This is a genomic window from Bovifimicola ammoniilytica, from assembly GCF_025567085.1.
In the GTDB taxonomy this organism is placed as follows: Bacteria; Bacillota; Clostridia; order Lachnospirales; family Lachnospiraceae; genus Bovifimicola; species Bovifimicola ammoniilytica.
This window is the reverse complement of record NZ_JAOQJN010000003.1, coordinates 191,185-203,168: the sequence shown is the minus strand read 5'-3', so window position 1 is coordinate 203,168 and position 11,984 is coordinate 191,185. Positions and strand designations below refer to the sequence as shown.

General features: G+C 34.1%; 12 protein-coding genes. 10 read left to right on the top strand and 2 right to left on the bottom strand.

The window, feature by feature from the left end:
* Nucleotides 1-34 precede the first annotated feature (34 nt).
* Nucleotides 35-913 carry an Hsp33 family molecular chaperone HslO gene (gene hslO / locus OCV48_RS04785; protein WP_147591277.1) on the top strand — a complete coding sequence of 293 codons (879 nt, stop codon included), beginning with the start codon at nt 35-37 and terminating at the stop codon, nt 911-913.
* Nucleotides 914-1,136: 223 nt separating this feature from the next.
* Here hslO and OCV48_RS04780 read toward each other — a convergent pair whose 3' ends face one another.
* Nucleotides 1,137-1,337 (bottom strand): cold-shock protein, encoded by a 201-nt coding sequence (locus tag OCV48_RS04780; RefSeq protein WP_021983837.1) that lies wholly within the window; start codon nt 1,335-1,337, stop codon nt 1,137-1,139.
* A gap of 268 nt (nt 1,338-1,605) precedes the next feature.
* Here OCV48_RS04780 and OCV48_RS04775 point away from each other — a divergent pair, with 268 nt between their 5' ends.
* Nucleotides 1,606-2,346, top strand: coding sequence for a phosphatase (locus tag OCV48_RS04775; RefSeq protein ID WP_147591276.1), 741 nt, complete (start codon nt 1,606-1,608; stop codon nt 2,344-2,346).
* Nucleotides 2,347-2,381: 35 nt separating this feature from the next.
* The gene (locus tag OCV48_RS04770; RefSeq protein WP_021983839.1) at nt 2,382-2,669 is read left to right on the top strand and encodes a YerC/YecD family TrpR-related protein; all 288 of its coding nucleotides are present in this window, start codon (nt 2,382-2,384) and stop codon (nt 2,667-2,669) included.
* A 104-nt stretch (nt 2,670-2,773) separates the two neighbouring features.
* Here the strand turns inward: OCV48_RS04770 and OCV48_RS04765 are convergent, their stop codons facing one another.
* Complete coding sequence (locus tag OCV48_RS04765) at nt 2,774-3,409, bottom strand: DUF1836 domain-containing protein (protein ID WP_147591275.1); 636 nt, start codon at nt 3,407-3,409, stop codon at nt 2,774-2,776.
* Nucleotides 3,410-3,622: 213 nt separating this feature from the next.
* On the opposite strand from OCV48_RS04765, the gene OCV48_RS04760 reads away from it, so the two are divergent.
* From OCV48_RS04760 to rlmD, 7 genes are all read left to right on the top strand, one after another.
* On the top strand, nt 3,623-4,309 hold the full coding sequence (locus OCV48_RS04760) for a PspA/IM30 family protein (protein WP_021983841.1): 687 nt from the start codon (nt 3,623-3,625) through the stop codon (nt 4,307-4,309).
* A 104-nt stretch (nt 4,310-4,413) separates the two neighbouring features.
* A complete protein-coding gene (locus OCV48_RS04755) occupies nt 4,414-5,613 on the top strand; it encodes a hypothetical protein (RefSeq protein ID WP_262559068.1) in 1,200 nt (399 codons plus the stop codon).
* 188 nt (nt 5,614-5,801) lie between these two features.
* Nucleotides 5,802-6,872 carry an SPFH domain-containing protein gene (locus OCV48_RS04750; RefSeq protein ID WP_147591274.1) on the top strand — a complete coding sequence of 357 codons (1,071 nt, stop codon included), beginning with the start codon at nt 5,802-5,804 and terminating at the stop codon, nt 6,870-6,872.
* Nucleotides 6,873-6,904: 32 nt separating this feature from the next.
* Entirely contained in the window at nt 6,905-9,118 is a 2,214-nt protein-coding gene (pcrA, locus tag OCV48_RS04745; protein WP_147591273.1) for a DNA helicase PcrA, read from the top strand.
* Between the two features lie 107 nt (nt 9,119-9,225).
* Nucleotides 9,226-9,471 (top strand): DUF4366 domain-containing protein, encoded by a 246-nt coding sequence (locus tag OCV48_RS04740; RefSeq protein WP_147591272.1) that lies wholly within the window; start codon nt 9,226-9,228, stop codon nt 9,469-9,471.
* Nucleotides 9,472-9,612: 141 nt separating this feature from the next.
* Nucleotides 9,613-10,074 carry a 2-keto-3-deoxygluconate permease gene (locus OCV48_RS04735; RefSeq protein ID WP_147591271.1) on the top strand — a complete coding sequence of 154 codons (462 nt, stop codon included), beginning with the start codon at nt 9,613-9,615 and terminating at the stop codon, nt 10,072-10,074.
* A 238-nt stretch (nt 10,075-10,312) separates the two neighbouring features.
* Nucleotides 10,313-11,977 carry a 23S rRNA (uracil(1939)-C(5))-methyltransferase RlmD gene (gene rlmD, locus OCV48_RS04730; protein WP_147591270.1) on the top strand — a complete coding sequence of 555 codons (1,665 nt, stop codon included), beginning with the start codon at nt 10,313-10,315 and terminating at the stop codon, nt 11,975-11,977.
* Nucleotides 11,978-11,984 lie beyond the last annotated feature (7 nt).

Sequence of the window (11,984 nt, the reverse complement as noted above, 5' to 3'; positions counted from 1 at the left end):
TCCGGCACGTTGTGCCTGCGGAATGGAGATTATTATGAAAGATTATATAGTTAGAGCCACAGCAGCAAATGGACAGATAAGAGCATTTGCTGCAACTACAAGGGAAATGGTAGAATTCGCAAGACAGACACATAATACAAGCCCTGTAGCGACAGCAGCATTAGGAAGATTATTAACCGGTGCTGCAATGATGGGAACAATGATGAAAGGTGAAAATGACGTACTTACAATTATGATGAAAGGTGACGGACCTATTAACGGACTTACCGTTACTGCTAATTCTAAAGGATATGTTAAAGGTTATCCGGGTAATCCTAACGTTATTATTCCACCTAATTATTTAGGCAAACTAGATGTTGGTGCAGCCATCGGTTACGGTACAATGACTGTGATTAAGGATTTGGGTATGAAAGAGCCATATTCAAGCCAGATTGCACTTACTACAAGTGAAGTTGCAGAAGATTTGACATATTATTTCGCAGCTTCTGAGCAGATCCCATCATCAGTCGCTTTAGGTGTACTAATGGAGAAAAATAATACTGTAAAGAGTGCAGGTGGTTTTATAATCCAGTTAATGCCATTTGCTGATGAGAAGATTATAGAAGTGTTAGAGGAGAAGATATCTAAGATTACTTCGGTAACTTCAATGCTTGAACAGGGAATGACACCGGAGGACATCTTAAATAAGGTATTAGGAGAACTCGGCGTAGAAATATTAGACAAAGTTCCTACAGGTTTTGAATGTGACTGTTCTAAGGAAAGAGTCAGAAAAGTATTAGTAAGTCTTGGTAAGAAAGAGATTAAAGATATGATAGATGATGGTAAGGAAATTGAAGTGAACTGTCATTTCTGTAATCATAATTATAAATTCAGTGTAGATGAATTACAAGAAATTCTGAATACAATTAAATAATTAAGATACAAGGAAATACAAGGAAATATAAAAGAATATAAAGAAATATAAAAAAATAATGAGGAATTTTGAATCAGTAATGATAATGAAGCAGTAGAGAACAAAAAAGCTATCCGGAGAGGATAGCTTTTAGTAATCATGTTGTTAAACAATAGAGCTAATTCAAAATAAAAAAACCGAAATTTATATATTATGAAAAAGGCACACCATTTATACTTCTTGATTATAATTTTGTTACGTTTGTTGCCTGAGGTCCTTTTGCACCGTTAACAACTTCGAATTCAACAGCAGCGCCTTCTTCTAAAGACTTGAAGCCATCCATGTTAAGTCCTGAGTAGTGAACGAATACATCATTACCTTCTTCATCAGAGATGAATCCGTAACCTTTTTGGTTGTTAAACCATTTAACTGTACCTTTGTTCATTGTGATACCTCCGAAATAATTAATTGGATTATAAAATAATCCTCATATAGAATATCATATTTTATAGGGAGTGTCAAATTTAAACTTGCACGAAGATTACCTGTTAAAATTGTGCATATTTAAGAGGATATATAGGGCCTTGCACTTGAAATTTTATATGAATAATGCTAAACTGTTATAATGTAAATTGCTAAAGTGCTAAATTTAATTAATAAGCAATATGATAAGGAATAATTTCAAAATATTTCATATAGAAATGGAGTAGTATATGGAGAAACTTAATTATCTTGCAGATTTGCATACACATACAGTTGCAAGTGGACATGCATATAATACGATTAACGAGATGGTAAATGCAGCTAAGGCAAAGCATCTTTCAATTCTTGGAATTACAGAACATTCTATGACGATGCCGGGAACATGCCATGAATTTTACTTTAATAATCTAAGAAATGCCAAAAGAGATTATGGTGATGGATTAGAATTATTATTAGGTGTAGAACTCAATATCATAGATTATGATGGAAATGTAGATATGAGTGATGAATTGATTAAACAGATGGACGTAGTTATAGCAAGTATACATTCGGACATCGGATATACTCCAGGAACGATAGAAGAGAATACAAAGTCCATAATAGGAGCCATTAAGAATCCATTAATAGATATAATAGGACATCCGGATGATGGTAGAATTCCACTTGATTATGAACAGGTAGTTAAGGCTGCAAAAGAATATGGTACATTATTAGAGATTAATAATAATTCCCTGAACCCAAGTGGCTTCCGAAAGAATACAAGAGAAAATGACAAGACCATACTTGAATTATGTAAGAAATACCAGGTACCTGTAGTTATTGGAAGTGATGCACATTCAGAAGATATTGTCGGATTAAATGAACGTGCGTATGATGTAATGGACGAGGTAGATTTTGATAATGAACTTGTGATGAATTTTCATATTGCTAAATTGAGAAAATACCTTGGAAAATATAAAAGAAGTAAATAGAGATTATTAAAAGTCGCTTGGAAATGGAGAAGATTATGAGTGAAAAAATAAGAAACCAGGAAATGGACGATTTATTTAAGGCAATTTTAACTCTTAAAGATGAAGAAGAATGTTATAATTTCTTTATGGATATATGCACGATTAACGAATTACAGTCTTTAGTACAACGTTTTGATGTAGCGAAGATGTTAAGAGAGAAGAAAACATATCAGGAAATTGCTAAAGAGACAGGAGCATCGACTGCAACTATAAGCAGGGTAAACCGTTCGCTTAATTATGGTAATGACGGATATGCAATTGTGCTAGAACGAATGGAAAAATAGTGTAAAAAATAATGTTGACAGGTAAATGTTGCCTTATATAGAAAATATTATGGTGCAGTAAATTAACAAGGTTCATTTGAATGTTAATTTACTGCACCAGCTTTTTAAATTTCTTTCTTGTCTTTATCCTTATCTTTCTTAGGTTTTGTGGAAGTGTGTTCATTTGCTGCATTTAACTTATCGACAATGCTTTCTATCATCTGTTTTTTAATATACACATCAAAGCTAAGTGATACAATTAATGAGAATAATTGAAGAAAATCTTTATCCTTATCGGATTTGTCAGCAAAAGTTTCTTCAGATAAATTAATTTTACTCTGAATATCATTCATTATATCAGAAGTAAGCTGGTTTTCTAAATTCTTAACAGTTGAATATATCTCTTCAAGAGAAATAGGTGAATTAACGTCGAAATAATTCTCCGAAATAGGACCTAATATAGTCTTAATATCATTAATTGATAATATATTCTTAAAGTAGTATATAAAAATAAGCAGTATAACGTGCTGCTTTGAGTATCTTTTCTTAACTGGAGCAGGAAGCAGGTCGTTTTTGGCATAGTTATTAATCATGGTTTTAGTTAATATCTTGTCATCAGCAAAACGCTTATTGTTTTTAAGATGTTTATCCATAAACGTTGTGACCTGATCCATATATAAATCTATAGCCGGAATATCTGCGTCGTCAATAATATTTAGCTTGGAAATGATATCATTTAGCAATTTTTCTGAATCTATCATAGTAAAAATCATACCTTTCAAATACGTTATAATCTAAGACCGTCTACGAGGTTACACAATAAAGATTATATAGTATTAAAAACTAGATGACAAGTCTAAAACGACATTTTTTTAAATATTTAATAGTGACTTTTATTTTTATATACTGTATAATATGTATCACAGGCGAATAATAATTCGACAAAAATTTTTCATATCATAGGAGGAATGAAAATGGGAATTATATCTAGATTTAAAGACATTATGTCAGCAAACATTAATGCATTACTTGATAAGGCAGAAGATCCAGAGAAGATGATTGATCAATATCTTCGAGATATGGAAAGTGACCTTGGCAAAGTAAAAGCAGAGACAGCAGCAGTTATGGCTGAAGAGACGAGATGCAAGAGACAGTTAGATGAATGTACAGCAGAGATGGATAAATATCAGAAGTACGCAGAGAAAGCTGTACTTGCAGGCAATGATGAAGATGCGAAACAGTTCCTTGCTAAGAAAGCACAGTTAGCTACACAGCAGGCAAATTTACAGCAGGCTTATGACGTAGCATCAGCTAATGCAACAAAGATGAGACAGATGCATGATAAGTTATGCAAGGATATTGCAGAACTTAATTCACGTAAAGACTCAATCAAAGCAAAGATTGCAGCAGCTAAGACACAGGAGAAGATTAACAAACTTGGCGCAAGTGTTGAAGGCGTTAAGGGAAGCATGTCAGCATTTGACAGAATGGAAGCTAAAGCAGACAATATGCTTGATAAAGCCAATGCAATGGCAGATTTAAATTCATCAGCAGAAGATAACAGCCTTGATGACCTTGCAGCAAAATATGATTCAACATCAGCATCTGCACCAGCCGTTGATGATGAATTAGCAGCATTAAAAGCAAAAATGGGAATGTAATATTTTATAGAAAAGGTGCCTTACATATGCCACACCGTTAGTGGTGTGGTAGGCATCTTTTTTTAAATTTATCTACCAAATACTGAGAAATGAGGTATATGAAAATGTCAGAGAATATTTATTATTGCAGTAATTGTGGCGGGGTTATGGAATTTGACGTAAAGACACAATCCTTAAAGTGTCCTAATTGTGACACACAGGTTAATATTGTAAATGATAAAAAGAAAATTATAGAACATGAATTTAATAAACGAGTAGCGAAAACTATAGCTGTAGAAGTGAAACAGACATCTACAATGGAATGTAAAGGTTGTGGAGCAAAGGTTGAAGTAGCACCTGACTGTACAGCAACAGAGTGTCCATATTGTGGAGCTAAATATGTTTTGGCAGAGAAGCAGGAAGCAGCAATTGTTCCAGATGGCATAGTACCTTTTAAAGTTGATAAACATAAGGTGCAGGAAACATTTAATAAATGGATTAACAGAAGATGGTTAGCACCGGGTAAACTTAAGCATCTGTATGAAAATGGTAAGATACAGGGTGTGTACATACCATATTGGACATTTGATGCCGATGTAGTATGTGATTATTCTGCTGAGGGTGGTAAGCACCGAAAAGTAGAAGTTAAGAAAGATGATGGAAAAACAGAGACAAGAACAGAGACAGATTGGTATAATACACATGGACGTGTAAAGGAGTTCTTTGATGACGTTCAGGTAAGAGGTTCTAAGAATCTTAAAGAATCACTTTTAAAAGGAATTGAGCCATATGATACTAAGAAGCAGCTTGTTTCATATTCTCCTGAATATTTATCAGGATATGGTGCAGAATGTTATACAGTTTCATTAGATGATGCTCATAGAGAAGCTAATAACATTATGGAAAATGAATTGCGTGAACTTGCAAGAAAAGACGTAAGAAAGCACTATGATGAAGTAAGAAATGTAAGAATTGCACCGGATTATCGTGACGAGACATATAAGCACATATTGATTCCTGTATATTCTACAGCATTTACATATGCAAATAAAAATTATACTGTATTAGTTAATGGACAGACAGGAAAAATTAAAGGAAGTTATCCAAAGAGTCCTGTTAAGATAGGTATAATTGTAGCAATAATTGCAGCAATTGTAGCACTCCTTATTGCATTGAATATGAAAGGCGAGAACAATTCAGACAATTCAGTCTATGGAAATGGTATGGAAACAGGATATTCAATTGAGAGAACATATGATGACAACCAGTATTTAGAGATGTCAGGTTATGAGTATGTTATTGATGAAGATATCGAAATATTATAGAGATATATAAAAATATAATTATAGAAAATATAGTTATGATATGATAAAATGTATTTAAGTAAATGCTTTATTAGATAAATAGCATTTGCAATAGAATATTTCTGAAATACATATATTGAATTATCAGATAAAGTGTCAGCGGTGCAGACACAAAAACATAATATTATCGCCGCAGAAAGAGGAAGAGAATGGGACTTTTTGGAAATCAGTTTTCAAATGTTGTTGAATGGCAAGAGCAGAGAAACGACATTATGTTTTGGAAGTGGAATAATGACGAGATTAAAAAAGGAAGTAAGTTAATTATCAGACCGGGCCAGGATGCCATATTTATGTATAATGGTAAGGTCGAAGGTATATTTAGAGATCCGGGAAGCTTTGATATTGAATCACAGATTATTCCCTTCCTTTCAACATTAAAAGGAATTAAGTTTGGTTTTAACAGTGGTGTACGTGCTGAAGTATTATTCATTAATACAAAGGAATTTACACTCAGATGGGGTACAAAGAATCCTATTAATATACAGGCACCGGGATTACCTGGAGGTATGCCAATCGGTGCATTTGGTACATTCAGTTGTAAGATAAGTGATTATGATACATTTATCGAGAGGATTGCAGGTATCAAGAAGCAGTTCTTAGTTGATGAGGTTAAAGAAAGAGTAACATCTACTCTCAATCCATTATTAATGAAGTGGATAACAAAAGAGGGTAAAGATATGTTTAATCTTCAGGCTAATGCAATAGATATTGGTAACGGTATCAAAGAAGACCTTGATATGGAGATTATCAAATTAGGTATTACAATCACGGCATTCAACATTGAGAGCTTTAATTATCCTGAAACTGTTAAGAGAATGCAGGAAAAAGTTGCATCACAGAGTATGGTCGGAGATATGGGAAGATATACTCAGATGGCTATGGTTGACAGTATGTCAAATAATGGAAATGCAGGCGGAACAGCTAACAATATGGCTGGAATGGCTAATACAATGGCTGGTATGCAGATGGGTATGATGATGGGACAGCAGATGGTTAATTCAATGCAGGCTCCTATGAACAATATGCAGCAATCTATGTCAGGTGTTAATTTCCAGGGACAGCAGATGAACGGTCAGGCACCAAATCAGATGCCAAACCAGCAGCAGATGCAGCAGGCAGCACCACAGGAGGGTGGAGTTGCACCTAAGTTCTGTCCTAACTGTGGAACTAAGACAGAAGGAGCAAAATTCTGTTCAAATTGTGGAACTAAATTAATTTAGTTAATATTGTATGGGAATGGAAATACAAGAAAATGAGTATATACGATTCACTTAATGACAGACAGAAAGAAGCGGTTTACTGTACAGAAGGACCGCTTCTTGTTTTAGCCGGTGCGGGTTCCGGTAAAACCCGCGTACTTACACACAGAATTGCATATCTTATAGAAGAGAAGCACGTACAGCCATGGAATATTCTTGCCATTACATTTACTAATAAGGCGGCAGGTGAGATGCGTGAAAGAGTAGATAATCTCGTAGGCTTTGGCTCAGACAGTATATGGGTAAGTACATTTCATTCTATGTGCGTAAGAATATTGAGAAGATATATTGACAGATTAGGTTATGATAATAATTTTACTATATATGATGCAGATGACCAGAAAACGGTGATAAAGACTATATGTAAGAGATTAAAGATTGATACAAAATATACAAAGGAAAAGGCTATTCTGAATGCTATTTCATCGGCTAAGAATGAGATGCTGCTTCCAGAAGATTATGCATTGGAGAATTCAGGAGATTACAGCAAGAAGAATATTATCGAAGCATACAGGGAATATCAATTAGAATTAAAAAGAAGTAATGCCTTAGACTTTGATGACCTGCTTGTTAAAACTGTTGAGTTATTCCGTTCTAATCCAGAGGTGCTTGAGAATTATCAGGAGAGATTCAGGTATATTATGGTTGATGAATACCAGGATACTAATACAGTACAGTTTCTATTAGTCAAATTACTAGCTTCAAAGTATAGAAACTTATGTGTTGTAGGTGATGATGACCAGTCAATATATAAGTTCAGAGGTGCTAATATTGCCAATATCCTGGACTTTGAAAAGTATTTTCCAGAGGCCAGGGTTATAAAATTAGAGCAGAATTACCGTTCGACTAAGATGGTATTAGATGCTGCAAATGCCGTAATTGCTAACAATACAGCGAGAAAAGGTAAGGCATTGTGGACTGATAAAGAAGCAGGGGACAAGATTATATTCAAGCAATTAGGAAATGAATATGAGGAAGCAGAGTATATCGCTGATGAAATTAATGGATATGTCAGAGATGGAAGATTTAGTTACAACGATATAGCTTGTTTATATAGAACTAATGCACAGTCGCGTGTGCTTGAAGAGAATTTCATAAGACAGAATATTCCATATAAGATTTTTGGCGGACAGAATTTCTATCAGCGAAAAGAAATCAAGGACCTGATAGCATATTTAAAAACTGTTGACAATGGACGAGATAACGTCGCTGTAAAGAGAATAATAAATGTTCCAAAAAGAGGAATAGGCGCAACGACAGTCGATAAATTCCAGACATTTGCTGAGGCTAACGATATGAGCTTTTATGATGCACTTAAGAATGAGAATGCGATGGCTATTTTAGGAAGAAGTGCTTCTAAAGTAAAGCCGTTTGTAGATTTTATACAGAGATTAAGAGCTGAAAGCGAATATGGCAAGGTATCAGATCTTATGGAAATTATTTTAGAAGATACCGGATATGTAAGAGATTTAGAATTAGAAGATACAGATGAAGCAAGAGGAAGAATTGATAATATCAATGAATTCTTCAGTAAAATTGTTGATTACGAAGAGAAAACAGAGAATCCTACATTAAGTGGTTTCTTAGAAGAAGTTGCACTTGTAGCGGAAATTGACGGATTAGACGAAAACAGTGATTATGTAGTTCTGATGACAATTCACAGTGCAAAAGGATTAGAGTTTCCTAAAGTATTCTTATGTGGTATGGAGGACGGATTATTTCCAAGCTATATGACAATCAATTCAGATGATAAAACTGAATTAGAGGAAGAAAGACGTCTATGCTACGTGGCAATAACAAGAGCAATGGAAAGCCTTACAATTACCTGTGCCAAGGTAAGAATGATAAGAGGCGAAACATATTATGGAAAAGTATCAAGATTCGTTAAAGAGATACCTAAATTAATCATGGATACAAATATTTCAATGGATAATATTTCAACGAAAGATGGGTTTGTAAAACCGTCTGCAAAATCGAATGCCAAGCCTATATTTAATACTAAACCATTTGAAACGAAACAATATACAGTTAAAAAGCAGGAAAAACTTGAATATACAGTTGGTGATACTGTTAAACATATGAAATTCGGTGTAGGTCAGGTAATAGACATAACTGATGGTGGCAGAGATTACGAGGTTACAGTTGATTTCATTACTGCAGGGACAAAGAAAATGTTTGCTTCATTTGCAAAATTGAAAAAAGTGTAATATAAGATTAGATTGCAGGTAAATTGAAAAAAGTGTAGTAAAAATTACTTAAAGATGGTATACTATTACAATAAAGTTCGTAAGAGCGAAAGAAAGGTTGTGAACTTATGGATAAACTCGAAAATCTTATTAGTATGTCTAAACTTAACAATATCATCAACAAACAGGAAGAAGAGAAGAAGCAGAAGAAAAAGGTATGTTGTATCCTTATAGTAATAGGTGCGGTGATTGCACTTGCGGCTGTAGCATATGGCATTTATAAACATCTCAAACCAGATTATTTAGATGAATTTGATGATGATTTTGAAGATGATGACTTTGAAGAAGACTTCCTTGACGAAGATGAGGAATAAAAGCTATATTGTGTATAATACAATATAATAGGACGGCTATCGTGTAAAACGATAGCTGTTTGAATGTGTTGCGATAAGTTATAATGGTTACAAATGAAATTTAAATCAACAGTTTACAGGTTACGGAGGTATGAAAACAAGATGAATGAAAGAAATTCAGCAGGAAAACAGTTGTTATATTTGTTATTAGGAATTTTGATGTGTTGTGGTGGATTATATCTTTTTTCAACACATATAAGAGTAGATACCGGATTTAACTTTAGTGGAATGTATAGAAGCTTTGGAATATTTGGTTCAAGAGGTATTCCAGGTGGACTAGTTGTTATTCCGTTAATCTTAGGTATTGTTATCTGGGTAATCTTTCCAAAGAGTTTTGCAGGAAAACTTGTAACAATATTAGGAGCATTATTTATTGTATTTGGTGTTATTTCATCAGTTGAATTAAGATGGATACCTTCAACATTATATGAAATGGTATTAATGCTTGTATTAATATTTGGTGGTGGTGCATTAGCACTTCGAATTTTATTTATACCTGATTTAGGTAAGGATAAACCATCTAAGAAGAATAAAATTGATGAAATTAATGATAAATTGAATTAGTAGAGAAAATGAGTTTATAAAATAAAATTGACTAAATCAATGATAAATTTAATTAGTAGGAAAAATTTAACAAATTGATAATACATACAATACTGACCGAAGAGAAATCTTTTGTCAGTATTTTTAATATACAGGAAATAATCAGATATGTGTCGAAGTGTGAAAATAAAGGTTGATATTATGTTCTAATGTAGGATATAATTATTAGATGTTAAATGATATAGAAACGAGGTAAACAATGAAAAAAGGTCAGGAATATATAGGGGCAGTTGATGAAATTACATTTCCAAATAAAGGCATAATACATTATGAGGAAGAACGTGATGGCGATAAGGTCATAGTTCCAGTCATCGTAAAAGGAACTCTTCCAGGGCAGAAAGTAAGATTTCTTGTAAATAAAAAACGTTCAGGTAAATGCGAAGGCAGATTATTAGAAGTTATAGAGAAGTCAGAGTTAGAAAACAGGACAGCACCCTGTCCACATTTTGGAGTATGTGGAGGTTGTACATATCAGAATCTAAGTTATGACAATCAATTAGCATTAAAACGTGATATGGTTAAGAAGATTATTGATGGTGTGATCAGTGAACCATATGAATTTCAGGGAATAATAGGAAGTCCTGACGAATTTGGATATAGAAATAAGATGGAATTCTCATTTGGTGATGAATGTAAAGGTGGAGATTTGGCACTGGGATTGCATAAAAAAGGAAGCTTTTATGATATTGTGACTGTTGATAATTGTAAGATTGTTAATCAGGATTACAATATGATTCTTACTACGGTTTTAGCTTATTTTAAAGAAAGAAATATTGCTTTTTATCACAAAATGACTAAGGAGGGATATTTAAGACATTTATTAGTAAGAAGAGCAGTTAAAACAGGAGAAATCACGATAAGTCTGGTAACAACGACAGCACTTTCATTAGATTTGCAAGAATTAGTTGACGAACTCTTAGCGCTTAAGGTCAGTGGTAAAATTGTTGGAATAATGCATATATATAATGATGGACTCGCAGATATGGTTAGAAGCGACAGAACAGTGGTCTTATACGGAAGTGAATTCTTCTATGAAGAAATATTAGGATTAAAATTCAAGATTTCTACTTTTTCATTCTTCCAGACTAATTCGCTAGGTGCAGAAAAACTTTATGAAAAAGCAAGAGAATTTGTGGGAGAAACAAAGGACAAGCTGATTTTCGATTTATATAGCGGAACAGGAACGATTGCGCAGATGCTTGCACCTGTTGCCAAGAAAGTAATAGGAGTAGAAATCGTGGAGGAAGCCGTAGAAGCCGCCAAGGAAAATGCAGCCTTGAATGGTTTAGATAACTGTGAATTTATCGCCGGAGATGTCCTTAAGGTTATCGATGATATTGAGGATAAACCCGACCTTATTGTGTTGGACCCACCTAGAGATGGAATACATCCAAAGGCTTTGGAGAAGATTATTGATTATGGGGTAGACCGAATGGTGTATATTTCCTGCAAACCAACTTCACTTGCAAGAGATTTAGAGGTGCTGACAGCAAGAGGATATAGGGTGGAGAAAGTGTGTGCGGTTGACATGTTTCCAGCGACACCACACGTGGAGACAGTATGTTTATTGTCCAAACTCCACGAAGCGAAGCATCATGTGAATGTGAGACTTGACATGGACGAGACGGATTTAACGGCGGCTGAGAGCAAGGCTACTTATGAGGAGATAAAGAAGTATGTTGCAGAGTATAATGATGGGATGAAGGTATCTAATCTGTATATTACACAGGTGAAGAGAAAGTGTGGAATTGAATTAGCGGAGAATTTTAATATTCCTAGGTCAGAGGGAGCAAAGCAACCACAATGTCCGAAGGAGAAAGAAAAGGCAATTATTGGGGCACTGAAAGCATTTCAGATGATTTAAAATTACA